Source organism: Idiomarina sp. (assembly GCF_048260185.1).
In the GTDB taxonomy this organism is placed as follows: Bacteria; Pseudomonadota; Gammaproteobacteria; order Enterobacterales; family Alteromonadaceae; genus Idiomarina.
In genome coordinates this window covers 223,392-246,558 of sequence record NZ_JBLXHB010000003.1, presented here as the reverse complement: position 1 = coordinate 246,558, position 23,167 = coordinate 223,392, and the positions used below count along the sequence as shown (strand labels likewise).

At 48.4% G+C, this 23,167-nt stretch carries 21 protein-coding genes and 1 riboswitch; of the genes, 12 read left to right on the top strand and 9 right to left on the bottom strand.

The genetic code is table 11. The features are described 5' to 3' along the window. Positions 1–94 precede the first annotated feature (94 nt). From ACN0RF_RS08845 to ACN0RF_RS08835, 3 genes are all read right to left on the bottom strand, one after another. A complete protein-coding gene (locus tag ACN0RF_RS08845; protein WP_417438731.1) occupies positions 95–1,183 on the bottom strand; it encodes an NADH:flavin oxidoreductase/NADH oxidase in 1,089 nt (362 codons plus the stop codon). A 132-nt stretch (positions 1,184–1,315) separates the two neighbouring features. Further along, positions 1,316–2,245, bottom strand: coding sequence for an AraC family transcriptional regulator N-terminal domain-containing protein (locus tag ACN0RF_RS08840; RefSeq protein WP_417438730.1), 930 nt, complete (start codon positions 2,243–2,245; stop codon positions 1,316–1,318). 159 nt (positions 2,246–2,404) lie between these two features. Next, entirely contained in the window at positions 2,405–3,016 is a 612-nt protein-coding gene (locus tag ACN0RF_RS08835) for a TetR/AcrR family transcriptional regulator (protein WP_417438729.1), read from the bottom strand. Between the two features lie 433 nt (positions 3,017–3,449). On the opposite strand from ACN0RF_RS08835, the gene ACN0RF_RS08830 reads away from it, so the two are divergent. The 6 genes from ACN0RF_RS08830 to ACN0RF_RS08805 all read left to right on the top strand — a co-directional run bounded on the left by ACN0RF_RS08830 (position 3,450) and on the right by ACN0RF_RS08805 (position 13,140). After that, complete coding sequence (locus tag ACN0RF_RS08830) at positions 3,450–4,691, top strand: efflux RND transporter periplasmic adaptor subunit (RefSeq protein WP_417438728.1); 1,242 nt, start codon at positions 3,450–3,452, stop codon at positions 4,689–4,691. A gap of 10 nt (positions 4,692–4,701) precedes the next feature. Next, complete coding sequence (locus ACN0RF_RS08825) at positions 4,702–7,878, top strand: efflux RND transporter permease subunit (RefSeq protein ID WP_417438727.1); 3,177 nt, start codon at positions 4,702–4,704, stop codon at positions 7,876–7,878. Then, entirely contained in the window at positions 7,871–9,253 is a 1,383-nt protein-coding gene (locus ACN0RF_RS08820) for an efflux transporter outer membrane subunit (protein ID WP_417438726.1), read from the top strand. Before ACN0RF_RS08825 ends, ACN0RF_RS08820 begins: the two co-directional genes overlap by 8 nt. A 165-nt stretch (positions 9,254–9,418) precedes the next feature. Then, positions 9,419–10,069: a hypothetical protein gene (locus ACN0RF_RS08815; RefSeq protein ID WP_417438725.1), complete on the top strand. Its 651-nt coding sequence runs from the start codon at positions 9,419–9,421 to the stop codon at positions 10,067–10,069. Positions 10,070–10,167: 98 nt separating this feature from the next. Continuing rightward, positions 10,168–11,016 (top strand): TraB/GumN family protein, encoded by an 849-nt coding sequence (locus ACN0RF_RS08810; RefSeq protein ID WP_417438724.1) that lies wholly within the window; start codon positions 10,168–10,170, stop codon positions 11,014–11,016. Between the two features lie 126 nt (positions 11,017–11,142). Continuing rightward, entirely contained in the window at positions 11,143–13,140 is a 1,998-nt protein-coding gene (locus ACN0RF_RS08805; RefSeq protein WP_417438723.1) for a PhoX family protein, read from the top strand. A gap of 64 nt (positions 13,141–13,204) precedes the next feature. On the opposite strand, the gene ACN0RF_RS08800 is transcribed toward ACN0RF_RS08805, so the two are convergent. Together ACN0RF_RS08800 and ACN0RF_RS08795 are read right to left on the bottom strand one after the other, a co-directional pair. Next, positions 13,205–13,624 carry an organic hydroperoxide resistance protein gene (locus ACN0RF_RS08800; RefSeq protein WP_286823151.1) on the bottom strand — a complete coding sequence of 140 codons (420 nt, stop codon included), beginning with the start codon at positions 13,622–13,624 and terminating at the stop codon, positions 13,205–13,207. A gap of 123 nt (positions 13,625–13,747) precedes the next feature. Continuing rightward, entirely contained in the window at positions 13,748–14,203 is a 456-nt protein-coding gene (locus ACN0RF_RS08795) for a MarR family winged helix-turn-helix transcriptional regulator (RefSeq protein ID WP_417438722.1), read from the bottom strand. A 178-nt stretch (positions 14,204–14,381) separates the two neighbouring features. Here ACN0RF_RS08795 and ACN0RF_RS08790 point away from each other — a divergent pair, with 178 nt between their 5' ends. The 3 genes from ACN0RF_RS08790 to mntP all read left to right on the top strand — a co-directional run bounded on the left by ACN0RF_RS08790 (position 14,382) and on the right by mntP (position 16,296). Further along, the gene (locus ACN0RF_RS08790; protein WP_417438721.1) at positions 14,382–14,615 is read left to right on the top strand and encodes a hypothetical protein; all 234 of its coding nucleotides are present in this window, start codon (positions 14,382–14,384) and stop codon (positions 14,613–14,615) included. 60 nt (positions 14,616–14,675) lie between these two features. Next, positions 14,676–15,470, top strand: a complete 795-nt coding sequence (locus ACN0RF_RS08785) for an SDR family NAD(P)-dependent oxidoreductase (RefSeq protein ID WP_417438720.1) — start codon at positions 14,676–14,678, stop codon at positions 15,468–15,470. Positions 15,471–15,561: 91 nt separating this feature from the next. Next, positions 15,562–15,728, top strand: a riboswitch (yybP-ykoY riboswitch). Between the two features lie 10 nt (positions 15,729–15,738). Beyond that, complete coding sequence (gene mntP / locus ACN0RF_RS08780; RefSeq protein ID WP_417438719.1) at positions 15,739–16,296, top strand: manganese efflux pump MntP; 558 nt, start codon at positions 15,739–15,741, stop codon at positions 16,294–16,296. Positions 16,297–16,326: 30 nt separating this feature from the next. Here the strand turns inward: mntP and ACN0RF_RS08775 are convergent, their stop codons facing one another. Beyond that, entirely contained in the window at positions 16,327–17,130 is an 804-nt protein-coding gene (locus tag ACN0RF_RS08775; protein WP_417438718.1) for a UDP-2,3-diacylglucosamine diphosphatase, read from the bottom strand. A 408-nt stretch (positions 17,131–17,538) separates the two neighbouring features. On the opposite strand from ACN0RF_RS08775, the gene ACN0RF_RS08770 reads away from it, so the two are divergent. Beyond that, positions 17,539–17,829, top strand: a complete 291-nt coding sequence (locus ACN0RF_RS08770; RefSeq protein ID WP_011233348.1) for a hypothetical protein — start codon at positions 17,539–17,541, stop codon at positions 17,827–17,829. Positions 17,830–17,844: 15 nt separating this feature from the next. Here the strand turns inward: ACN0RF_RS08770 and ACN0RF_RS08765 are convergent, their stop codons facing one another. Further along, positions 17,845–18,084, bottom strand: a complete 240-nt coding sequence (locus ACN0RF_RS08765) for a hypothetical protein (protein ID WP_011233349.1) — start codon at positions 18,082–18,084, stop codon at positions 17,845–17,847. 114 nt (positions 18,085–18,198) lie between these two features. Here ACN0RF_RS08765 and ACN0RF_RS08760 point away from each other — a divergent pair, with 114 nt between their 5' ends. Beyond that, positions 18,199–18,447, top strand: coding sequence for a hypothetical protein (locus ACN0RF_RS08760; protein WP_011233350.1), 249 nt, complete (start codon positions 18,199–18,201; stop codon positions 18,445–18,447). Positions 18,448–18,463: 16 nt separating this feature from the next. Here ACN0RF_RS08760 and ACN0RF_RS08755 read toward each other — a convergent pair whose 3' ends face one another. Next, positions 18,464–19,522: a helix-turn-helix transcriptional regulator gene (locus ACN0RF_RS08755; protein ID WP_417438717.1), complete on the bottom strand. Its 1,059-nt coding sequence runs from the start codon at positions 19,520–19,522 to the stop codon at positions 18,464–18,466. Next, positions 19,503–20,408 (bottom strand): GGDEF domain-containing protein, encoded by a 906-nt coding sequence (locus ACN0RF_RS08750; RefSeq protein WP_417438716.1) that lies wholly within the window; start codon positions 20,406–20,408, stop codon positions 19,503–19,505. The genes ACN0RF_RS08755 and ACN0RF_RS08750 overlap by 20 nt, the downstream gene beginning before the upstream one ends. Before the next feature lie 202 nt (positions 20,409–20,610). On the opposite strand from ACN0RF_RS08750, the gene ACN0RF_RS08745 reads away from it, so the two are divergent. Further along, positions 20,611–23,151 carry a TonB-dependent receptor gene (locus tag ACN0RF_RS08745; protein WP_417438715.1) on the top strand — a complete coding sequence of 847 codons (2,541 nt, stop codon included), beginning with the start codon at positions 20,611–20,613 and terminating at the stop codon, positions 23,149–23,151. Positions 23,152–23,167: the final 16 nt, after the last annotated feature.

The window sequence follows — 23,167 nt, the reverse complement described above, 5'->3', positions numbered from 1 at the left end:
CGTAAACTGACTTAATGGATCTCGGTGCTTAATAAGCAAAGGCGGCCACCGTATAGGGTGACCGCCTTTGCTTGAGGTGCGAAAAACTTATTGCCTAGTAGCGTTCAAGCCAGTGTGCATAAGGTGAAGGTAATACCCAAGAAGGCTTCTCGACACGCAGTGCTTTGGCTGCATTGTACGGCCAGTGAGGGTTCTCCAAATGAGCACGGCCAACCATGACCAAATCCAGTTGCCCTTGTGCAACCGTGTGTTCTGCCAGCTGAGGTAAATCAATGCCCCAGGCGGAAGCCACTGGAATATCCGCTTCTTTACGAATGCGCTCCGCAATAGGTGCCATAAAGCCTGGGCCCCAGGGAATGTTGGCGTTTGGTGTTGAGAAACTGATACTGACATTTAAAAAGTCCAGTCCCTCAGCTTTTAGTAACTGAGTCAGCTTAACGGACTCCTGCATTTGCTGTTCGTCATTGCCATCATACTCAATCACACCAAAGCGCGCAGTCAGCGGAAAGTTATCTGGCCATACTTGTTTTACCGCACGAACTGTCTCTACCAGAAAACGGGCGCGGTTCTCGAATGAACCACCGTATTCGTCAGTACGCTGGTTCGCATGAGGAGAGAAAAAGCTCTGCCCTAAGTAGCCATGAGCAAAGTGCAGTTCAAGCCATTCAAACCCTAAGTCACGAGCTCGTTCCGCAGCGGAAACAAAGTCATTTTGCACGCGTTTTATGTCATCCAGCGACATTTCTTTAGGTTCGCGAGGCAAGTTTGCGCCAAAAGCGACAGGAGAAGGCGATATTGGTTGCCAACCTTTAGCATCATTCTCAGCTATATGATCGTCCCCGTCCCACGGGCGGTTTGCGCTGGCTTTGCGTCCGGCGTGACCAATTTGAATACCGGCAACGGCGCCTGCTTTTTTAATATTTTCGACAACAGGTGCAAAAGCTTTTGCCTGTTCGTCGTTCCAGAGACCGGTGCAGTTGGGGGTAATGCGGCCTTCAGGAGAAACCGCGGTGGCTTCAACAATCACTAAGCCGGCACCGCCACGCGCCAGGCTGGTGTAATGGCTTAAATGCCAATCGTTAACGACACCTTCTTCAGCCATATACTGGCACATTGGGGGAACGGCAATGCGGTTACGCAAACGTACGTCTTTTAACTCGAACGGTTGAAATAATGCGGACAACTTAAGTACTCCTGTTAATTACTGCGCTTGCTGTGAAAGCAATTTTGAGGCACCTATACTAGCTCGTGCGCTAGCTTTAGATAATTAGAAATAATCTATCTCAACCATCGAAAAAATGAATCAAACGAAGTATCACCCGGCCAACTGAGCGTAACTGTTTTCAGACGCCTCTCGGAATTCATTAATGTCGGCTTTCGGCGACTGTCCAAATAAGCGGCTATACTCGCGGCTAAACTGAGATGGACTTTCATAACCCACCTGATAGCAGGCGGTGCTGACATCGCTTCCTTCAAACAACATAATCCTCCGTGCCTCATCTAGTCGCAGCTTTTTCTGAAATTGAATGGGCGACATGGCAGTCACACTTTTAAATGCCTGATAAAAGGCAGATTCACTTAAATGTACCGCACTAGCTAAATCTTTAACGCGCAGCGGCTCGTGTAGCCGGCGTTTGATAATATCGATGGCTTGAGCAATACGACTTGCCTGGGTGTCTATAAGGTTAAAATCTCGCAATAGACCTCCCAGCTCTCCGAGTAACAAACGATACATCAATTCGCGTCTAATTAAGGGAAACAGCACTTTCGCGTCATCGGGTTTTTCCAGCAATTCAGTTGCGCGCTCCAGTAACTGCATCATTTCGCTGTCGACCTTTCCAACACACAGGCTACTATGTGATTTTACCGTTGCAGGAATGCGGTCGCCCAATAACAGAATTAATTCACGCAATTCGGCAGTGTCAAAATTAAAACTTAAACCGACGTAGGGGTTATCCGGGGATGCTTGTGACACTCGACCAGAAACCGGCAACATGACCGGAATCAAAAGATAATTCATTTGCTCGTAAGTGACTTTGGTATTGCCCACCAGCAGCTCTTTTGCTCCTTGCAGCATAAAGCAAACCGCGGGGCGATAAATAATGGGGCGAGCCTGGGACGGGTTACTAAGATGCATCAGTGAAATGTCATCAATGGCTGTTTGCGTAAGGCTTTCTTTTGTAAGTAACGGAAGCAGCCGCTGTGTCAGGTCTGCCATTCGCCGGGTAAGGTACTGATCAGACATAATTGTAATCCTCGAGCTGTGGCTAGATTCACCCTTTAAATCAGATTAATCAGTATAGATGCGGGTATTACGTTTCGACTAGCGAATGGCTCAAGAGTTGTAGTATTAGGCAAGTATTGCGGAGGATCTTACATGTTGCGCTTGTTTAACCCCGAAAAGTCAGGCCTTAGGAAAGTTTTCCAGAACCATATCAGCAACCGCATATAACTCGGCGGTAGAGGCACCATTATTAGCCTGTACGCACATACCTTGTAACACGGTACCAATATAAGAAGCTAGATTAGCCGCATCAATATGCTGTGGTAGATCGCCATCCTGCTGCGCTTGTTCAAAACGCTTCTGGAGTGCTTGTTGCCCTTCAAGTCTCCGCTTAACTAGTGCATCTTTAACGGTTGCTGAAGCCTCACTACAAGATAACGCGCCCTGGACAATGACACAGCCTTGAGGGTGATCAGCGTTCGCCATTCTGTCGGCAGCTCCGCGCAGCATCGCTTGCACCACTAAGTATGCAGTTTTCTGCTCCATTGCCGGATAAAAGAAGGCATCAGGCCGTTCTTCATACAGGTCGATAGCCTGTAGAAACAGCTGTTCTTTATTACCAAAAGCAGAGTAGAGGCTGGGTTTATTAATACCCATCACTTTTGTCAGGTCGCTTAATGAGGTGCCTTCGTAGCCATTACGCCAAAATAGCTCTAACGCTTTACCCAGTGCTTCTTCTTTATTAAAAGCACATGGCCGTCCGCGACAAACCGTTTGAGTTTTCGTTGTCATAGCTATACTCCTCATCGACACTTTAATGCCCTTGCTGGCACGCTCACATAGTAAACAGGCGGGCGAATACTGTCCAGCGATACTCTGTCTGATTCTGCTGCGGCAAAAAGGCCGCTGGCATCAATCGGAAACAGAGATTTCATATCGACTCTATAGAAATAGGCAAGTAGTCAGCAGTTTTCGGCACGCTAATTTCTACCTGCAATAACTATACTTTACCTCGTATTAAAGGCGGCCTGTTTTTGGTTGCTTCAGTTGTTCTTACGTCGTTTTTCTGTATTTAGTTCAAAATAAACATCAATTTTACCGATCAGTACAAAATTCATTTGACAGCAACTTCGATTTCTATATTCTTACCGAACGGTACATAAATAGCTAGTTTTATTTGATGCAACTTTTTGCAGCATAGGGCAATAATTTGGAGAGCAAGGCCATGAGTACGACAAACACGTTAAAATTTCTTTTAGGAGGTATTGCTGCGCTGGTATTAGCCGCGTGCAGCAATCCGGAAGCAGCAGAAGAGACTGCGGCACCGGCTCCGCCGCAAGTTAGCGTAGCGCAGGTGGTGCATGAGCGAATCACCGAATGGGATGAATTCACCGGCCGTTTGCAAGCGCCACAGACGGTTCAGTTGATACCCCGAGTTTCTGGTTATATCGAGGAAGTTCATTTCAACGAGGGGGCTCTGGTAGATAAAGGAGACTTGCTGGTACAGATTGATCCTAAACCTTTCGCTACCGAAGTTGCGCGGCTTAAAGCTGAGCTGCAAAGTGCGCAAAGCGCTGCGGTTCAGGCGGAAAAGGAATACCTCCGGGCTGAAAAACTCAGTAGCCAGCGGGCAATTTCTGCTGAACTGCTGGACAGTCGTTTAGCTCGTAAACAGCAAACTGCGGCAACCGTTGCTTCGGTTGAAGCGGCACTGGAACGCGCTGAACTCGACTTAAGCTACACCCGCATTACTGCGCCTATTAGTGGCCGGGTATCTTATGCTCAGGTTACCGCTGGTAACTTTGTGAGCGCTGGGCAAAGTCAAATTACCAGCCTGGTTTCAACCGAGAAAATGTATGCGTATTTCGATGTAGACGAGCAAAGCTACCTCAAGTACGCACGTCTGGCTGAAACAGGTAAACGAGCTGATACCCGCGACTCGACCTCGAACCCCGTTTATATGGCACTGGCTAACGACAGCAATTATCAGCACGTAGGCCGGGTCGATTTTGTCGATAACCGCATTGATGCGCAAACCGGCACTATTCGTATACGCGCCAGTTTCCCTAACGATGACAACGCCTTGTTACCCGGTCTATTTGCCCGTATTCGTTTGGTGGGCAGCGACTCTTATGAAGGCATTTTGATTGACGAAAAGGCTGTTGGAACCGACCTGAATAATAAGTTTGTATTGGTTGTTAAGAGCAACAACGAGTTGGAGTATCGGGCGATTGAGCTGGGTGAAAAAGTTAATGGTCTGCGCATAGTGACAGAAGGCTTAACGCCAAAGGACAAAATTGTGGTGAACGGTCTGCAGCGAGTTGGAGCCAATATGCAAATTGACCCTCAACCTGTGCCAATGGCAAGTAGCGAGCAACTGGTTCGGTTACGTAAAGCGCAACAGCTGCTCGATGAAGCCAGCAATGAACTGACGGCGCAGATATCTACAGCAGATAACCACGGTTAAGGGGCACTCAATGTTTTCACAGTTTTTCATCCGACGGCCGATTTTCGCCGCGGTTATCTCGCTGTTGTTCTTTATTACCGGTGCGATAGCAGTATGGCAACTGCCTATTACCGAATACCCGGAAGTGGTGCCACCAACGGTTGTGGTAACGGCGAACTACCCGGGTGCGAACCCCAAAGTCATAGCGGAAACCGTGGCCTCGCCACTGGAGCAGGAAATTAATGGTGTCGAGGACATGTTGTATATGTCCTCTCAGGCCACCTCGGATGGTCGCATGACATTGACCGTTACCTTTGCTATCGGCACGGATGTCAATTTAGCGCAAACTCAGGTGCAAAGCCGGGTAGAGCGGGCTAAGCCGCGCCTACCTCAGGTGGTGCAACGTTTAGGTGTGGTAACTGAGAAGTCGTCGCCGAATTTAACCATGGTGGTGCATTTGACTTCACCGGATGATCGCTACGACATGCTGTACCTGTCGAATTATGCGAACTTAAATATCAAGGACGAACTGGCGCGCATAGAAGGTGTTGGGGCCGTTCGGTTATTTGGTGCCGGTGAATACAGCATGCGGGTCTGGCTGGACCCAAATAAAGTCTCGGCGCTGGGTTTGTCTCCGGCACAAATCACTGCGGCTATTCGGGAGCAAAACCAGCAGGCGGCAGCCGGAAGTTTAGGTTCTCAGCCAAGTGGCGATGCTGATTTTCAGTTGCTTATCAACGTAAAAGGCCGTCTGACAGACGTCGAAGAGTTTGAAGATATTATTATCAAAGTGGGCGAGAACGGCGAGATTAGTCGCCTAAAAGATGTCGCTCGTGTTGAGCTTGGCGCCTCGACGTATGCATTGCGCTCGTTGCTGAACAATAAAGACGCGGTAGCGCTTCCTATTTTTCAGGCGTCTGGTTCGAATGCGATTCAAATTTCCGACGATGTGCGTGCCAAAATGGCGGAGTTATCAGAGGGCTTTCCGGACGGCTTAACATACGACATAGTTTATGACCCAACCGTTTTTGTACGCGGCTCTATCGATGCAGTAGTCAAAACTCTGCTCGAAGCTGTATTGCTGGTGGTGCTGGTTGTGGTGCTGTTCCTGCAAACCTGGCGTGCTTCAATTATTCCATTGGTCGCCGTGCCGGTATCGCTGGTGGGTACTTTCGCCTTTATGCATATGCTGGGCTTTTCGTTAAACGCCTTGTCGCTGTTTGGACTGGTACTAGCCATTGGTATTGTGGTGGATGACGCCATTGTGGTGGTGGAAAACGTAGAGCGGAATATTAGCGAAGGCTTGTCCCCTATTGCTGCTACACAAAAAGCCATGAAAGAGGTGACTGGTCCTATTGTCGCGACGACCCTGGTGTTGGCAGCGGTGTTTATTCCAACCGCCTTTATGTCGGGTTTAACCGGGCAATTTTATAAGCAGTTTGCTTTAACCATTACCATCTCTACCTTTATTTCGGCCATCAATTCACTAACGCTGAGCCCTGCCTTGGCGGCGCTTCTGTTAAAAGGTCATGGCGAGAAAAAAGACATACTGACCCGCGGTATGGATAAGCTGTTAGGCCGTTGGTTATTTGAACCCTTTAACCGCTTTTTTGCCCGTTTGTCTAAAGGTTACGGCTGGCTGGTTAAGAAAGTCATCCGCTATGGTGTCATTGTGGGCGTATTGTATGTGGCTTTATTAGGGCTAACCGGTCTGCAGTTCGCAACGACGCCCACCGGTTATGTACCCAGTCAGGACAAGCAATACCTGGTGGCCTTTGCTCAATTGCCGGATGCCGCTTCGCTGGAGCGCACCGATGCAGTTATCAAAGAAATGTCGAGTATTGCCCTGGATCATCCGGGTGTGGCGAATTCCATTGCCTTTCCGGGTCTGAGTATTAACGGTTTCACTAACAGTCCGAATTCCGGAATTGTGTTTGTGTCGCTAACTGACTTTGATGAGCGAACAGATTCCTCGATGTCGGCCAATGCTATAGCGGGTGCGTTGAACCAGAAGTTTGCCGCTATTGATGAAGCTTATATTGCCATATTCCCGCCGCCACCAGTGCAGGGGTTAGGCACCATTGGTGGTTTTCGTCTGCAAATCCAGGATCGTGCCAACTATGGTTACGAGGAGCTGTATAAGGTCAATATGGAGGTGATGCAAAAAGCCTGGGCGACGCCTGAACTGACCGGCGTGTTCTCCAGTTATCAGGTAAATGTGCCGCAGCTCGATATCGATGTCGACCGTACGAAAGCTAAGCAACAAGATGTGAGCCTGGATGAGGTATTCCAGACTTTGCAGGCCTACATGGGCTCAGTGTATGTGAATGACTTTAACCGCTTCGGGCGTACCTATCAGGTGAATATGCAGGCAGATGAGCAGTTTCGTCAGACGCCTGAACAGATCAGTCAGCTGAAAGTGCGTAACGGCAGTGGCGAAATGGTTCCAGTGGGGTCTTTTATGAACATTACCAACACGGCAGGGCCGGATAGGGTAATGCACTATAATGGCTTTACCACCGCTGAAATTAACGGTGGTCCTGCGCCGGGTTACAGCACTGGGGAAGCGCAGGCCGCCATTGAAAAAATCTTGGCTGAAACCTTGCCGAACGGCATGACCTACGAGTGGACAGAACTGACCTACCAGCAAATTCTGGCCGGCAATGCGGGCATGTTCATTTATCCGCTGGTTATCCTGCTGGTGTTTATGGTGTTGGCTGCGCAGTACGAAAGCTTAACTTTGCCGTTGGCTATTATTCTTATCATTCCGATGACTTTATTGTCGGCACTAAGCGGCGTGCTTATCTATGGCGGGGACAACAACATTCTTACCCAGATAGGCTTAATTGTGCTGGTGGGGCTGGCGACGAAGAACGCCATATTGATAGTGGAGTTTGCCAAAGAGCTGCAGGACCACGGTATGAGCACCATGGAAGCCATTCTGGAAGCGGGTCGCCTGCGTTTACGGCCCATACTGATGACGTCTATTGCCTTTATTATGGGTGTCGTGCCTATGGTGTTCTCAAGCGGTGCCGGTGCTGAAATGCGTCAGGCCATGGGCGTTGCCGTATTCTCCGGCATGATAGGCGTCACCATTTTCGGTCTGATTCTAACGCCGCTGTTCTACTACATGTTGGTTAAACGTGGCGAGAAAAAGGCGCTATCAGAGCCTGCGAAAAACTCTTCGGAGGAAAGTAATCATGCGTAATACAGTGAAGCTATCAACCCTGGCTCTACTCGTGGCGTCGCTAAGCGCCTGCTCTGCGGGGCCGGACTACCAAAGGCCGGAGAAGGTAGAAAGCATTAACCTAAGCCAGCCGTATCAGCAGGCCGAGCAGGCTTTGAACTGGTGGCAGGCGTTTGACGATGCTGAGCTTAATCAGTTGGTAGAACGTGCTCTGGAGCAGAACCGTACCCTGGCGCAAGCCAGGGCGAATGTCGACCGGGCTTATGCGGTATTTCGTGATGCCGACAACAATTCATGGCCGAAAGGGACGCTGGAAACAGGTTATCAGGCGAGTGAAAACAATACTCTGTCGGCAGACGATGATGACGTTATTACCCGCGGGTACAGCAGCGGTGCCAACTTAAGCTGGGATCTGGACTTGTTCGGCAAATTACGTCGAGCCAGTGAAGCGGCGGAGGCTCAGGCGCAGCAAGCCGATATTCTCTGGCGCGACGCGCAAGTGCGACTGATCAGTCAGGTGGCCACCAGCTACGGAGAGTACCGCGGAGCGCAGTTGCGGCTGGAGGTTGCCGAAGAAAATCTGGAAAACTTGCAGCAAAGTCGTGCCATAGTGCTGGCCAGATTAGAGGTCGGCATGGCTTCAGAGCTGGAGTTAGCACAAATTGACGTGCAATTGCACCGGGTGAAATCGTCAGTGCCCGCATACCGGGAAGCGCTATCGGCGGCGGATGCAACCTTGTCAGCATTGTTGGCGTTAGAACCGGGTCAGCTGGAGTTAAGTGCTGATCCGCAATTGCCCGAGCTGAAGCGTCCGGTGGCTGTGGTCGACGGTGAGAACTATCTGCGCCATCGGGCGGACGTGGCAAGTAGCGAGCGGCTATTAGCAGCTCGTACGGCAAATATTGGTGTGGCGACAGCGGATTTATATCCGAACCTCTCGGTGCGTGGTTTTCTGGGTTTTTTATCCGGCCCGGGATTAACACTGGGTAGTGAAACACAAAGCTGGTCAGTGGCACCGAGTTTAAGTTGGCAGGCTGCCGATTTAGGTTCGGTAAAAGCACGCATTCGGCAGGCTGAAGCCAGTGCGCAAATGGCGCTGGCTCAGTTTGAGCAACAGGTATTTGACGCCATTAACGACATGCAGTTATCGCTTAACAGTTACAACCTGAGCCGCGAGCAGCAACTTAATACCGAGCAACAGTGGCAGGCCAGTAAAAAGGCCGTGAAAATTGCCCGTCAGCGATACGAAGCGGGTAGCAACGAGTTTCTGGATTTACTTGATGCCGAACGCGAACTGTTGAGCAGCCGTGACCAGCTGGCGCAATTACAACAACAGAGTTTTATACGCTTAGTCGACATTTACCGGAACTTTGGCGGCGGTATCCAGTTAAGGTAATTCGGACTCTGGCCTGAGCTTTCAATAAAGGTGATTTCGGTAAGTGATACGTAAGTCTTGTACTAGATGATAGAGGATCACGCGCTAGTGGTTAACAGGAGTGTCTGTCGGTTGTATCAGCTGCTAGCGCACGTCTCTCCAGGAATTATTTTTTGGTGAAGAAAAATGTATAAGTATCTACTCATTAACAGTCAAACACTTTTAGCGAAGCAGTTTATAAGCGGCCTTAAATCTCCAGCAACTGAGGTCTGGGAATTAAGCTTCACTGATGACTATGTAACTACATCAAAGAACAATAAACACTCTTTCAGTAGTATTTGCGACCCCAAAGATGACTGGAGTCTGAACTATGAGCTTGAAAGAGCCTTTTTGGAGTTTGGCTCTTTTGATGAAGTGATTCTATTTCCGGGAGACCTGAAGTTTGGTGCCATTGAGGCTATTCCTTCACGAATTATTGATGAACAGGTTTCCCGGCAAATAGTGTCTGTCATGCAAATATACCGAATACTGGCAGACAGACTGAGGTCACAAAAGTCATGTTGCGTCACTCAATTTTTGTACGAAGAGTCCTACGAGTTCAGCGCCTTGTCGTCTCTGCCTATGGCAGTAAACGGGGCGCTTCGTGGACTCGTGAATGGTTTGCGAAAAGAGTTTTCCGAGATTAATGTTGATATTGGCTTTAAAACGTTGAAACCCATTTATAAGGATTTTATCAACGGGGAGTACTCTTTTCTTAATGACCTGCAGCTTACTCATTACCAGCCATTAGTTAATCGCCATTTAGAAAGTGTTGATAAGTTATTCGCAAATAGATAGTACGCCGGCGCAAGCTTTTGGCGGCTGATGAGCGCTATAGAGTTGTCGTATACTGGAAAATATGAGACTACTGCTACAAAAATAGACCGGAGATAATCATGCTGAAGTTGAAAACGATACTAATCAGTTTTGTATTGTGTTTATTGAGTACCTCCGCGCAGGCTGAAATCCTCTACAAGCTTACAAAAGAAGACCAGACCATTTGGGTATACGGCACGCTGCATGCGGCAAAAAAGGACGCGATAATCTTATCTGAAACCGCAAGGAACGCGCTTAAAAATAGCGAAACGGTATGGTTTGAAGTGCATCCTGAAAAGTTAGGAAGTGCTCAATCCTTATTTATGCAGCATGCCCGCCGCTCCGAGGGTAAGTTATCTGACTCGGTCGATAGTGAAACCTGGCAGCAGCTCACTACACAGGTTGAAAAGTATGGTATGAACGCCAGTGCGCTGGAACAGCTCAATGCTTGGTTCGCACAAATTGTCATTGTTTCGCAAGCCATTGCGCAATCGGGTTACACCGCCGAAGGTGGCTCTGAGGGAAAACTGTTTGAATTGGCAAGAAACTCGGACATACCGGTTAAAGGGCTGGAAACCGTCGAGCGGCAAATTGATGCTTTACGCGCGGCTCAAAGCGAATCTGGTGAGGGTGAATTGCTGGAGCAGACGCTTGCGGAAGTGGAAAAAATTGAAGAAGTTTTTGCCGATATCCAGAAGACCTGGCTAGAGGGCGATTTGGATAAACTCACCCACTACTTAAACCAGAACCTACCTGCTAAGGCGTTAGACGAGCTGATCACTAAACGTAATAATGAATGGATAACAAAACTCGCTAAGGTAAATGAGTCTGATACCGTATTCGTGGCCGTTGGGGCGGGGCACCTTGGTGGCCAGCAAGGCGTGCTTGAGCAATTTGAAAAGCAGGGCGCTGATATTGAAAAAATGTAGGAGATAGTCGCCATTACAGCTGGTTAACGACGTAATCAAACTGTCATTTAAAGTCAGTACTATTGCCTGTTCGAAAATATAACGCTGAGCTTGTTAAGCCAGAGGTTTCAGAACGGGGAAGACGGCATGACCGCGAAAGAGAAAAAGCTGAAGATTGATATTTCAGGTGTTGATCCAATTTGTAATAAGTCAAAAGGTGATGACTTTTACGATGTGGTGAATCGTCAGTTAAGCCGGCGCTCTTTCCTTAAAGGTGGTCTTGGCGTGGCTGTCAGCTCCTTTATGTTGTCGCCTTTAATGGTCGGTTGTACGTCCTCTACAGGCTCTGCCCGTTCATCCGCGGGGCTTGGTTTTCAGGCCATTGCCGGCAACCGAACTGATGTTGTTGATGTACCCGTTGGGTATCGTGCTCAGCCTTTTCTGCCCTGGGGTACACCACTTGTGCCTGGTGCCGGTGAGTTTAAAACTGACGCAAGCAATTCGGCGTTAGATCAGGCGCGGCAAGTTGGTTCGCATCACGATGGCATGCATTTCTTTCCCATAGATGTGAAAGAAGGCGGTGCTTCCTCGAAAGAAGGGCTGCTGGTGATGAACCATGAATACGTCGATCCGCAAATTCTTCACACCAGTTTTTCCCCTAACGCACCGCGCCCGCAGCAGGAAGTATTGAAGGAGATGATGGCGCACGGCGTATCGGTCGCTCATATTATTCGTAAACCCGACGGAGAATGGCAGCTTGTTGAAGGCAGCTCCTACAACCGTCGAATTACCGCAAGTACCCCAATGCAAATGAGCGGGCCTGTTGCCGGTCATGACAAGTTGATAACTCGTTTTAGCCCTGACGGCACCAGGACTCGCGGAACCATCAATAACTGTTCGCATGGCCATACGCCCTGGGGCACGTACTTAACCTGCGAAGAAAACTGGGCGGGCTGCTTCATGAACGATGACGAGACTCATCCTCGTGAGCATGAAAGATACGGTGTGAACCGCGAGAACAGCCGTTATTACTGGGAAACGGCAACGCCGGGTCTTGATGAAACCGCGCGCTTTAATGCCTCTTCTACCGGTGCTGCAGCCGCAGATGATTACCGAAATGAACCGAACCACTTTGGCTGGATTGTTGAAATAGACCCTTTTAACGCTAAAAGCACACCGGTTAAACGAAGTATGCTGGGTCGCTTTGCTCATGAAGGTATTGTGTTTGCTCCGGCAGTGGAAGGTGAGCCGTTGGTGGCTTATTCCGGCGATGATTCGCGCTTTGAATATATTTATAAGTTTGTTTCGGCGAAGCCTTATTATAAAGCGACTGCCTCAGGCGAGCTGTTGAATGAAGGTACGCTGTACGTTGCGCAATTTAATGATGACGGAACGGGTCGCTGGCTGCCGTTAGATATTGAAAACTCAGAGTTCCAGGCAAAGGCCAGCGAAGCGGGCGTCTGGTTCCATTCTCAGGCCGATGTGCTGTTAAATACCCGGCTTGCGGCCGATGTTATGGGGGCGACGAAAATGGACCGTCCGGAATGGGGCGCTGTTCACCCAACGACCAAAGAAGTCTACTTCAGTTTAACCAATAACACCCGGCGTACTGAAGTGCAGACTAATGCTGTGAACCCGCGTGCAGAGAACGCTTACGGTCATATTGTGCGCTGGAGCGAAGACCACCAGCAAAGCGCTGAATCCTTTCACTGGGATATTTTCTTAATGGGCGGAGAAGCGGGTACACGCACTCCAAACGCTGAAGGGGATGACCTGACTCTAACGGCCGACAATCAGTTCGCCTGCCCGGATGGCTTGTGGTTTGATCATAGAGGAACGCTCTGGATCCAGACGGACATGAGTGGTGAGCTGTTAAGCCAGGGCGGTTTTGGTAACAACGGTATGTACGCTGCTAACCCTGAATCTGGCGAGTTGAAACGCTTTTTAGTTGGCCCTGTAGATTGCGAAATTACCGGAGTGGTAACAACGCCGGATGGCAAAACTATGTTTGTTAATGTTCAGCACCCTGGTGACCGACTGGCGCCCGGTAAGTTCAGCAGTAGCTGGCCTGCCGGTAACGGTGCACGCCCGCGTTCAGCAACGGTTATTATTACTCGTGAAGACGGCGGGGTAGTAGGAGCCTGAAATAGCCAGCCGATCAGTTAAACTGATCGGCTGACACTCTCAACACCACCGCTGTTAATAGCGGTTACACCGTGACGTTCAGGCGTACGTCGATGTTATTACGCGTCGCGTTTGAGTACGGACAAACCTGGTGTGCTTTTTCAGCAATAGATTCAGCTTCGTCCTGGCTCATGCCCGGCAAATGAATGTTCAGCGTGGCATCAATACCAAACCCGCCTTCAATCTGGCCAATACCTATTTCGGCTTTAACTTCAGTATCTTTGGGCAGTTTCACTTTTTCCTGACCCGCAGCGAACTTCAGTGCGCCGATAAAACATGCTGAATAACCCGCCGCAAACAATTGCTCAGGATTGGTACCGTCGCCGCCTGCGCCACCCAGTTCTTTAGGCGTTGTCAGTTTTACTTTCAGTTGACCGTCGTCAGACTCTGATTGACCATCGCGTCCGCCGGTTGATGTTGCTACTGCTTTGTACAGAATATCCATAACGATTACCTCACTATTTGGTGTGTTGGGAACTAACACGGATAATGTTAGTGCAATAATAGTTATCGCGATAACAGTATTTTCCGAACGAAGTTATCGATATTTTCGATGCATTTGACTTGGCTAGCGGTCGGGCTTGTCTTGTAACTGCGCCCGCAGTGATTCAAGGGTGTGTTTTAAGGCAAGGGCCTCATCAGGCTCAAGTTGAGTGGCACAGAAAACCTGCTCCGGAACATCGCAGGCAGACTGTTCCAGTTGCCGACCTTGTTCGGTGAGGTATAAATGCAGTTGTCGCTCATCGTCGATATTGCGCTTTCGGGTTATTAGCCCGCGCTGTTCCAGCCGCTTAATAACCGGACTTAACGCGCCTTTTTCCTGAAACAGCTTGCGGCTTATTTCCGTAATGGTCACGCCATCGCGCTCCCATAAAAGCAATAAAATAAGGTATTGTGGATAGGTCAAATCAAGCTTCGAGAGCAGCGGCTTGTAGAGCTTATTCATTGCCAGCGAGGTTGAGTACAACGCAAAGCAAAGCTGGTTATCCAGCCTGAGCGCTTTATTACTGTTATTGTCTGCCATGCGTTGCTCCTGTGTCGTTTGTCTCAATGATACGCAAAGTCAGCTTACAAACAAAGTTTAGGGTTTGTAGTTAAACAAGTTAATGTCTTATAGTAATACAAATTAACTTTGTGCGAATTGAGTTCGGGGTAGTCTCTAAAGCTATTTTCCGAATACCTTAAACCAGGAACCATGTCATATGCCGAATAAATTACTTACCATGCTCGGGGGTTTTGTGCTGGCGGCTTCAGCTATTGGCTCTGCTGTGGCCGGAAACCCAATTATTAAAGAACGCTTTACCGCCGACCCGGCAACGTTGGTGCATGACGGTGTGGTCTATCTGTATGTAGGCCACGACGAAGCTAAAGAGGACGGCGACTTTCCGGGCCTCGGCACCTTGAATATGAGAAAAAGAGTCCCATGTTTTCCTTAACACGCCGTGCGTTCATCGCTTTTCTGTGTCGCGCGGATATCCAGAAAAAAGGAGCAACTTATGCACATTAATCTGAACGGAAAACACGCCATTATTACTGGCTCCACGGCCGGTATTGGTTTTGCTATTGCCCAGGGGCTTGCCAAGGCTGGTGCTAATGTAGTGGTTACCGGGCGTACTCAACAGCGGGTTGACGAAGCCATAGCCAGGATTAAAAAAGTGGCTCCTGATGCTGATATTGAAGGTGTCGCTGCCGATCTTGGAACAGCGGAAGGTTGCAAAGCTTTGACTGAGCAGCAACCAGACACCGACATTTTGGTTAATAATGTTGGTATTTTTGGGCCCGAGGACTTTTTTGAGGTAGAAGACGACACCTGGCAGCAGTTTTTCGATGTGAACGTGATGAGTGCAGTGAGGCTCTCACGTCATTATGCGAAAGGCATGAAGGCGCGAGACTGGGGGCGTATTCAGTTTATATCCAGTGAATCGGGCATTAATATTCCGAGTGAAATGGTGCATTACGGCATGACAAAATCAGCGTTGTTGTCCATTTCCCGAGGGTTGGCGAAAGTACTTAGCGGCACTCAAGTGACTGTTAACGCCATACTGCCCGGACCCACACGCTCAGAAGGCGTGCTTAGCATGATTAAAGGCATGGCTGAGGAAGAGGGTGTCTCTCAGGAGGACATCGAAACTCGTTTTGTTCAGGAAAATCGGCCGTCGTCCATTATTCAGCGCTTAGCAACGCCTGAAGAGGTTGCCAATATGAGTGTTTACGTGGCATCGCCGCAGGCCAGCGCCACTACGGGCGCAGCGCTGCGAGTTGAAGGCGGCATTGTCGATACCTTAACCTAGCTCTGGTTCTTCTATCTGCAGGCCAGTGAGTCATGGCTCGAAGTTTGGCTTCCCATAAAAATTTGTGGGTTTTGAGTTAGATTGCTAAAATGCTGCCCGCGTTGGGGAGTAGCCTATTTCCAGTTGTTGGAAGCGTTCGTGTCAACATACTTGGCCACATGCCATGGTGCGAACACCTTTCGGTTGGCGAGACCATCGATACATCCATGCCTGAAGTCGGGCGTGTGGGTGTGTCGTTGACTCAATAAGCCTGACTGGAGAATGTGCCATGAACCCAATCGCTCTCATTTTACTTGCCTTTGCTATGTCTACCGACGCCTTTGCTGCAGCGATAGGCAAAGGTGCCAGTCTTAAAAATCCCCGCTTATCTGAAGCACTAAAAATGGGGGTAATCTTCGGTACAATTGAAGCAATAACACCTATTATTGGCTGGTTGATCGGGAAATCAGCGGTTTCTTACGTAGAAACCTGGGATCATTGGATAGCTTTGGTTTTATTGGTTTTTCTTGGCGTGCATATGATTTATGAAGGTTTGAAGCCCGGTGCTGATGTCATCGAGAAGCCGATCAAGCAGTCATTTTTTAAAGTATCTCTCACGGCTCTGGGGACCAGTATTGACGCCATGGCTGTAGGTATTGGCCTTGCATTTGTTGACGTTAATATCTTGGCCGCAGCTGCGCTTATTGGTCTTGCTACGACAATTATGGTCACGTTAGGGGTGATGTTGGGTCGGGTTGTTGGCGCGGTGATAGGCCACCGCGCAGAAATTTTTGGGGGCGTTATGCTCATCGGAGTTGGATTCTGGATTTTATCTAGTCACCTATAGCTTATAAACAACAGAGTCTCCTTGCCAGGTTTAACTATTAAAAGCACGACGACGCCGACGAAAGCGACTTAAGCGAGCTGGCTGAGCATCCGAGAATGTGTATTTCATCAGCGACAGCTCGCCGTCGTGATTTTCGAAAAGAGCGGTGCAATTTTCCACCCAGTCACCGGTATTGGCGTACAGTAAGCCGTCAGACTCAACCAATTCTGGGTGATGAATGTGTCCGCATACAATACCGTCTAAACCACGCTTTTTAGTTTCGCGGAATGAGGCCGCCCGATAGCGGCCAATGACTTCTTCGGCTTTACCAATTTGGCTTTTCACGTAGGCCGACAATGACCAGTAATTGTGGCCAAACAGGTTGCGAATGCGGTTTGTTGTTCGGTTAAGCCACAGTAAGAAGTCATAAAGATGGTCGCCAACAAACGACAGCCAGCGGCTATGGCAGGTTTCGGCATCAAACGCGTCGCCGTGCATTACCAGCAAACGTTTGTTGTCAGCGGTAGTATGAATAGCCTGACGTTGAATGCGAATACTGGCCACATCTGGATGGCGATATTTACGCATAACTTCGTCATGGTTGCCGGGAATGTAGATAACCTCGACACCGTTACGTGCCATTGCCAGTATTTGCTGAAGTACCTTATGATGCTGATCCGGCCAAAATATCTGCCGTTTCATTGCCCAAAAGTCGACAATGTCGCCAACCAGATACAACCGCTCAATATCAACGCGTTTGAGCAGGTGAAGCAGAAATTCGGCTTTGCAATCTTTAGAGCCAAGGTGTACGTCGGAAATAAACAAAGTTCGGGCGTTCAAGCGAGCCTGAGGCATAACGATCTCCCACTGTGGGTTTCGTCCATACTCCTCTGCTTAAATGAACCGCCGTTGACAGTTCATTTAAGCTTTTGTGACATCGGCAGACTATTTGCGACAAGATCAGCTTTATTATGAATGGCATAAAGTCAGGAAGCATTGTGCACCGGCTCAGGCATTAACCAGGCATAATCTTTAAAACGCTCATAGAGCCTGATACTCCGATCTAGCGTGCTTGTTCTACTTTTTGCCATGACGTCCCTGTCTATTGGGTAATGCGAATATGAAACCCGAAAACCATAAACCGGACAAGCATCTTTACAGTAATCATACATGAGAACCAAGGGGCGCTTGATTCCCCGACGACTTTTGACCATGCTTATTTTAATTAAGTTACTGAGTAACGGTAAAAACTTGGAGGTTTAAATGGATAACAAAGACGCATTTGAGAAAAAGCACGAAGCAAAAATAGAAGAAATGAAAGCTGAGATTGACCGCTTAAAAGCGAAAGCAAAGCAGTCGGAAGCGGAGTCTGAAATTAAGTATGAAGAAAAAATTAGTGAACTTGAAGCGTTAAGAAATGATGCAGAAACTAAGCTGGAAGAAGTTAAGAAATCCAGCAAAGACGCATGGTCTGACGTTAGTAAGGGACTTGAGTCGGCAACAGAGTCTTTATCAACGGCGCTGAAATCGGCCAGTCAGCAATTTAAAAAATAAAGGGTTTAGGGGTGGCTACTTGCTGGCTGTTAGCCACCCTGCAAAAAATGCTGCGGCAAGTGCCCCGGCAATAATAGCGATAAACCATGCAGCTCCAGCCCGCTTTCCTAAATTAATTGTCCAGCCAAGCATTGGATAAAATTTCGGCACCCAGCTGCGCGTATCTTTCTTGCTAAAGTATATGCCGAGCCACAAAGGCCGTGACCAGTTGCTTTCGTCATGCCATTCCTGAGAATTGATTTCTTCTTGAGTCATAAAGGCCTCCTAAGAACAAATAGTAGTCGATTTTTCCGGGAAATCACGGGGTGAGTTGATATCTCCCGCAACTCAATGTAATTTTCAGTCCATTCTCACTAATCTGAAGCCATTATGTCCTCTTTGTTAAACTGGATGAAAACTCTGGGCACGATACCTCTAGCCCTTTGCGTTCTTTTCGTTGTATTTCTGCCTTCAATTTTATTCGCGGCATTTATTGTCTGGATTTTCGACTTGCTGTTTTTAGACCTGGCATGGATGTCCTGGTCAACTTTTTGGTGGATACTGGGCGTTTGGGTTGTGACCATGATTATTGCGTTAGCTGGTCAAGCCGACAAGATTCTGTTTGGTACGCCGAAGTAACTTGCTTGTAATGGTTTTAGATAGTTGGGTTAGATATGGATAAAGCGGCGTGTTGTTGGCGAAGCTCGTCGGGAACAATACCCAGCCAGCGTTTGCAGGCGCGTCGAAAGTTGTTGGGGTTACTGTACCCCAGCTTCTGCGCAAGCTCGACATTGCTGTAGGGATGTTTTTGCAGCAGGTTCAGCAGTTTGTGTAGCCTCACCAGGTCATATATTTGCTGAAAGCTGTAGCCATGACTGGCCAGCAGACGTTTGCACGAGGAAAGGCTAATGCCAACTTCAGCCGCCAATTCGGTTAGCGAGGCGTCATGGCCCGTTTCGAGCTGATAATCCAGCCACTTAAAAACGCTTAGCATGACAGAAGCTTGAGCCTGTGTCTGATGCTGCATCTGACAAAAGCTAAGTGCCTGATGATATTGGGCTAAGTTGCGCTCAGGCGAATGTTCCTGAAGCTGTTCCGCCGGAATAGAGAGTCCACAAATAGGGCGTGAACTCACCTTTTTTACCCATTTTTTCCAGGTGGGTAAGGGCGAAATATCATCAGGCAGAGCAACATGCCACTGGTTAATAGCTAAGCCACGAGCTCTGCCCAGCATTAAAAGTATTGCTACACCAATTTTACAGTTGGCAGAATAGCAGAGTTGATTCATTTTCCCTGACAGCCCCTCAACCGGAATAAAGTCCAGTTGTAAGTAATTTTCAAAGCGTTGGGTGGGGGTAAATAAAAAGGGCTGTAGCAGGCTTTGAAAGCGCGACAAATGAATAAGCGCCTGCTTTAGTGTTTTTGCGTGAACGGTCAGGTCAATCAGTGGATTAAGTCTGTCACTGAACAGTGTTTCTACAACCAATTGCCATAAGTGCGGGTCGTTAATTTTTTCTTCAGCAGACGCCAGTAACAACAGCATTTCATGATCGGTGAGCCGAAAGTTGTTTATCTGCAGTTTTTGTTCAGATAATGAGGTGCCCCTGAAAAGCTCCGAAGAGGAAATGCCGCGCCTCTCGGCAAGTGGCAGCAGCGCCCGTATAAAGGGTTTACCAAGCAAACGACGTTGTTCGTTAGTTGGCCAGGGGCGCATAGTGAGTCATCTCCTCAACTTGCGTGTGTAATGCATTAATTGCATCAACAGCTGAGAGTTCTTCAACGCGGTGAGTATGCACTTCCACACTCATGTAATTGGGTAACTCTAGTTCGGAGTTTAGGTTTTGAGCTATAACACTCATTAACCTATTGGCCTGAGACAAACGAGTTTGCGGAAGCAGTATTAGGAAATGGTCACTGTGTTCCCGGCACAGACAGTCCTGAGGCCTTAGCAGTAACACCATTAACTCGCTGGCCTGATGCAGGAGTTCGTCTCCGGCTTTTGTGCCCATTTCATGGTTATACTGGGCGAAGTTCTTGAAATTAACGCTAACCAATACAGTCGACTCTGCTTCGGTGCTGCTTTGTAACGCTATTTCCCGCTCAACCAGCTTGATAAAATAAGGAGTGGTGTATAGCGAGGTTAAAGGGTCGACCCACTGATGAGACCGCAGGTTTTTTTCGCGTACCATAAGTTGTCGCGACAGCATTTTGTTTTCACGCCGCCATTCAGCTGCAGCAAAACTGATGATGATAAGCCCCACAGGGAGCGGAAAGGACTCCAGCCAGCTTAGTAGCCGCAGGGTATCCGGATAACGAAAAAATTCGTCTAATACGTCCAGCGTCATGGAAAAAATAAGCAGTAGACCACCGCTGTAAAAGAGGTTGGTTACATTTCCCCGTGGCCGGTCAGTAACCGTAAAGATAACAATTAAAATGGTCAGGAACAGGGTCGAGCCCTCGCCAAGAATGTCCAACGGGTCAATGATTTCATAGGGCTTAACGACACCCAGTTGACTGCTAAGCAGCAAACAAAGCAGAACCACTACGGCAATGAGCAGAACTCGCCAGTTGCTGATATAGCGTAAATTAATCAATCGCATTGAAGTCTCCGCCTATCCCGGCATTAGAACAAAGACACTCTAACCTCCGGTTGTGACAGTTTGGTGACGCTGACTTCACTTTCTGAGCTTAACTGACCCGCATCAAAAGAGCTCATAAGTGGGTGATATGCATCCTCATATTGTCACTTTTTGCTTTTAAGGTATGTCGCATCAATCAAAAAACGACAGGGTTTGAATGATTATGAAAAAGACATATTTAGCTTGGCTTATTGCCGTTTCATGTGGTGCAACATCGCCACTTATGGCTCAGGAAGCGCAGGACGAGAGCACCGATAAAACAGCCGAAGAAAAGCGCATTGAAGAGGTGCTGACGATTGGCTACAGCGACTCAATAAAACGTGCCGTGCAAGAACAGCGCGAGTCCGGCGGTATTATCAATGTCCTGAAAAAGGACGATATGGGTAACCTAAAGGACGACAGCGTTAGTGACGCGTTGCAGCGAATTCCGGGTCTATCTGTAGAACGCGACCAGGGTGAAGGACGCTTTATTCGCATTCGTGGTTTGGCTCCCGACTTAAACTCCGTTTCATACAATGGCACTTCACTGGCTGCTCCTGAAGCTGGCACCAGGGCGGTAGCATTAGATGTTATTCCCGCAGATTTGCTGGAATCGGTTGTGGTTAACAAAACGCTGACCCCTGATATTTCTGCAGGCAGCCTTGGTGGGAATATTGAACTGAAAAGCATGACAGCCTTTGACCGCGAAGGCTCGTTCTACTCTTTTACTACCGATATTGGTTATAACGAGCAGGCCAGCGAAACGAACCCGAAAGTTTCGGGTGTTGTCAGCAACACCTTTGATGTCGGCGATAAAGCGGACAGTTTTGGTATCGCCTTTGCTGGTAGTTATCAGGACCGTTCTTTTACCACCGACAACGTTGAAACCGGCGGTAACTGGGACCTGGATGAACCGGGCCTGGAAGAATTTGAGCAACGCGCCTACTCCGTTACCCGTGAGCGAACCGGCTTAGCCTTAAACCTGGACTATCGCCCTTCTGATGATTCTGAATTCTACCTGCGCTCGCTGTACAGTGAATTCGCGGATACTGAAATTCGTCAGGGTATTGTGACTGAGTTCTCTGATCCAATTGGCGCAGAAGCTAGTGCCGGCGGCGAAATTGTACGCGAGCTTAAAGACCGTAAAGAAACCCAGGAAATTACCGCAATTGTACTGGGTACCAAACAGAAATTTAACGACTGGGAAGTAACTCTGGAAGCCGGAACGAGCGAAGCCAGTGAAGACCAGCCTTTTGCTATTGGTGGTGCTAAATTTACACAGGAATTCGATGACGGACTGGGCTATAACGGCGTCAAACGTTTAGGGTTAATTGCCCCGGACAGCGCATACCAAGCGTCAGAATATGAAATTGACGAAGTGGAAGTGAGTGACGCCTACACCGAAGAGACTGAAAAGAACGTTAAGCTGGATGTGGCTTATGACTGGTTACAGCCCAGCTACCAGGTCACTTTTAAAGGCGGTATTAAGTTAAGCCAGCGCGAAAAATCAGCAGAAGAAAACATCTTTATTATGGAGGATTTTGCTGATCTGGGTGTTACCGGGCTAACGCTTGCTGACTACGAAACTTCGTCAAATGTTGAGTATGGCCTGGATCAATTTGGTCCCGGAGCTTCCGCCGACAAACTTTGGGATATGATTAATACCTTCGAGTTACAAAACTTCCGAGACGAAGTTGAATCGAGAATTGCCTCTTACGAAATTGATGAAGACATCAGTGCTGGTTACCTGATGGCCGACATGGGCTTTGGTAAATGGCAGGTTATTGCTGGCGCGCGCTATGAACATGAAGAGCGCGAAGGGCGCGGTAACCGTTATGACGACGAGCTGGAAACCTTTACACCGGTGTCGGATAAATTCAGCGATGCAAACTGGCTTCCTAGCGTAGTGACTCGCTACGACTTAAGCAAAGACACTATTGTTCGTGCGGCCTACAGTACAGGTCTTGTCAGACCAAACTTCGAACAGGTTAGATCCAGCTACTATCTGGAAAATGACGACGGCGACCTGAAGGCTGAATTCGGTAATCCGGATCTTGAACCATTAACCACTCAGAACCTCGACTTCGGTATTGAACACTACGACGAAAATCTGGGTGTTATTTCCGCCATGGCGTTTTACAAAGACATTAAAAACTTTGTTTATGAAGCCGATGTTGCCGGGCGTCCGGGTTACGAAAACTTCGATGAAGCCGTCACTTATATCAACGGTGATGACGCTTACGTTTATGGTTTAGAAATCAACTTTGTGCATCAGGTGTCTGGTTTTAATAACTGGCTGGATAATTTCTTAATCAATACCAACCTGACTCTAACCGACTCGGAAGCAACCGTTGACTGGACTGATGATGGTCAGCTTGTGTCACGCGATATTACGCTGCCGAGCCAGTCTGATACCACAGCAAACTTTGCGCTTGGCTACGAAGTTTATGATGTCAGCTTACGTCTGGCAGCTAACTACAAGTCAAAGTATCTCGCCGAGCTTGGTGACGTCGAAGACAGCCGTTACGACATTTACGAAGACGACAATCTGACTCTGGATTTCTCCGCGAAATGGCTAATTAATGACTATGTCAGCCTGAGCTTTGCGGCCAACAACATTACCGACGAACCCTACTATGTTTACACCGGCCAGAAACGATACAACGCGCAGTACGAAAGTTATGGCCGCAGCTTCACTCTGGGTGTGCAGTTAATTAACTGGTAATACGAAATAACGGTAT

What these genes read in the sequence shown, in the direction of transcription:
- ACN0RF_RS08840 (WP_417438730.1), bottom strand. Translation starts at nt 2,245, where the DNA reads ATGTCTGATCAGTACCTTACCCGGCGAATGGCAGACCTGACACAGCGG.
- ACN0RF_RS08835 (WP_417438729.1), bottom strand. Translation starts at nt 3,016, where the DNA reads ATGACAACGAAAACTCAAACGGTTTGTCGCGGACGGCCATGTGCTTTT.
- ACN0RF_RS08830 (WP_417438728.1), top strand. Translation starts at nt 3,450, where the DNA reads ATGAGTACGACAAACACGTTAAAATTTCTTTTAGGAGGTATTGCTGCG.
- ACN0RF_RS08825 (WP_417438727.1), top strand. Translation starts at nt 4,702, where the DNA reads ATGTTTTCACAGTTTTTCATCCGACGGCCGATTTTCGCCGCGGTTATC.
- ACN0RF_RS08820 (WP_417438726.1), top strand. Translation starts at nt 7,871, where the DNA reads ATGCGTAATACAGTGAAGCTATCAACCCTGGCTCTACTCGTGGCGTCG.
- ACN0RF_RS08815 (WP_417438725.1), top strand. Translation starts at nt 9,419, where the DNA reads ATGTATAAGTATCTACTCATTAACAGTCAAACACTTTTAGCGAAGCAG.
- ACN0RF_RS08810 (WP_417438724.1), top strand. Translation starts at nt 10,168, where the DNA reads ATGCTGAAGTTGAAAACGATACTAATCAGTTTTGTATTGTGTTTATTG.
- ACN0RF_RS08805 (WP_417438723.1), top strand. Translation starts at nt 11,143, where the DNA reads ATGACCGCGAAAGAGAAAAAGCTGAAGATTGATATTTCAGGTGTTGAT.
- ACN0RF_RS08800 (WP_286823151.1), bottom strand. Translation starts at nt 13,624, where the DNA reads ATGGATATTCTGTACAAAGCAGTAGCAACATCAACCGGCGGACGCGAT.
- ACN0RF_RS08795 (WP_417438722.1), bottom strand. Translation starts at nt 14,203, where the DNA reads ATGGCAGACAATAACAGTAATAAAGCGCTCAGGCTGGATAACCAGCTT.
- ACN0RF_RS08790 (WP_417438721.1), top strand. Translation starts at nt 14,382, where the DNA reads ATGCCGAATAAATTACTTACCATGCTCGGGGGTTTTGTGCTGGCGGCT.
- ACN0RF_RS08785 (WP_417438720.1), top strand. Translation starts at nt 14,676, where the DNA reads ATGCACATTAATCTGAACGGAAAACACGCCATTATTACTGGCTCCACG.
- mntP (WP_417438719.1), top strand. Translation starts at nt 15,739, where the DNA reads ATGAACCCAATCGCTCTCATTTTACTTGCCTTTGCTATGTCTACCGAC.
- ACN0RF_RS08775 (WP_417438718.1), bottom strand. Translation starts at nt 17,130, where the DNA reads ATGCCTCAGGCTCGCTTGAACGCCCGAACTTTGTTTATTTCCGACGTA.
- ACN0RF_RS08770 (WP_011233348.1), top strand. Translation starts at nt 17,539, where the DNA reads ATGGATAACAAAGACGCATTTGAGAAAAAGCACGAAGCAAAAATAGAA.
- ACN0RF_RS08765 (WP_011233349.1), bottom strand. Translation starts at nt 18,084, where the DNA reads ATGACTCAAGAAGAAATCAATTCTCAGGAATGGCATGACGAAAGCAAC.
- ACN0RF_RS08760 (WP_011233350.1), top strand. Translation starts at nt 18,199, where the DNA reads ATGTCCTCTTTGTTAAACTGGATGAAAACTCTGGGCACGATACCTCTA.
- ACN0RF_RS08755 (WP_417438717.1), bottom strand. Translation starts at nt 19,522, where the DNA reads ATGCGCCCCTGGCCAACTAACGAACAACGTCGTTTGCTTGGTAAACCC.
- ACN0RF_RS08750 (WP_417438716.1), bottom strand. Translation starts at nt 20,408, where the DNA reads ATGCGATTGATTAATTTACGCTATATCAGCAACTGGCGAGTTCTGCTC.
- ACN0RF_RS08745 (WP_417438715.1), top strand. Translation starts at nt 20,611, where the DNA reads ATGAAAAAGACATATTTAGCTTGGCTTATTGCCGTTTCATGTGGTGCA.